Source organism: Micromonospora globbae (assembly GCF_003610785.1).
GTDB lineage: Bacteria > Actinomycetota > Actinomycetes > Mycobacteriales > Micromonosporaceae > Micromonospora > Micromonospora globbae.
The window spans coordinates 1-1,280 of sequence record NZ_RAQQ01000095.1; the positions used below are offsets into that span (position 1 = coordinate 1).

A 1,280-nucleotide genomic window follows, 5' to 3' on the forward strand; every position below is an offset into this window, starting at 1 on the left:
CCCGTTACCTTTTTGATCGTCCCCAGCCGGGGACTGCTCGGTCGCCCGGCCCGGTATGACTTACTGCCCCTGTCGTACGGATGATCCGGGGGGTGTTGTCGCCGGGTCGGGTGGCGTCGACGGACCGCTGATAGGGACACGGCCACCTGCGGTATTGGGGTAGGTCTCTTCGTAACGTGGCTGCCGGCAGTCGACGCCAGATCGGCGACCGGGCTGGGGCGTCGACGTCGCGGGGAGGCGATGTGGTGCACGGTGATTACCAGGTGTTTCTTGGTCTGGATGTTGGCAAGGACGGGCACCACGCCGTCGCCCTGAACCGCGAGGGCAAGCGGCTGCACGACGCGGCGCTGGTCAATACCGAGGCCAAGCTGCGGCAGGTGTTCGACAAGCTCGCCCGGCACGGGCGAGTGCTGGTCGTGGTCGACCAGCCCGCCTCGATCGGGGCGCTACCGGTCGCGGTCGCCCGTGCCTGCGGCCACCAGGTCGCCTATCTGCCTGGGCTGGCGATGCGCCGCATCGCCGACCTGCATCCCGGCGCCGCGAAGACCGACGCCCGCGACGCCTACGTCATCGCTGATGCCGCCCGCAGCCTGCCGCACACGCTGCGCCGTGTTGACGTCGGCGACGACGCCCTGGCCGAGCTTGAGGTCCTGGTCGGCTTCGACGACGACCTGGCCGGCGAGGCCACCCGCCTGGCGAACCGGATCCGGGGGCTGCTCACCCAGATCCATCCCGCTCTGGAACGTGTGCTCGGTCCGAAGGTGCAACACAAGGCCGTGCTGGAGCTGCTGTCGCGCTGCGGCGGTCCGGCCGGACTGCGCAAGGCTGGCCGCCGCAAACTGGCCGCGATCGCGGGCAAGAACGCGCCTCGGATGGGCGAGCGCTTGGTCGAGCAGATCATGACGGCCCTGGACGAGCAGACCGTCATGGTTCCCGGCACCACGGCGGCCGAGACGATCCTGCCGAGGCTGGCCGACAGCCTGCGTGACGTGCTCCAGCAGCGTGACCAGGTCGCCGCCGAGGTGGAGAGGATGCTCGATGCACACCCTCTTGCCTCGGTCCTGACCTCGATGCCCGGCATCGGCGTCAGGACCGCCGCCCGGATCCTGCTCGAAGTCGGCGACGGCACCGCATTCGCCACCCCCGGGCACCTCGCCGCCTACGCCGGTCTGGCACCCGTCACCCGCCGCTCCGGCAGCAGCATCCGCGGCGAACACCCACCCCGCGGCGGCAACAAGCAACTCAAACGCGCCTTCTTCCTCGCCGCGTTCGCCGCCCTC

General features: G+C 70.2%; 1 protein-coding gene. It reads left to right on the forward strand.

All coding sequences use genetic code 11. The annotated features are described in order from the left end of the window. Nucleotides 1-245: 245 nt before the first annotated feature. On the forward strand, nt 246-1,280 hold a 1,035-nt coding region (locus D7I43_RS32440; RefSeq protein ID WP_120332341.1), incomplete at its 3' end, for an IS110 family RNA-guided transposase.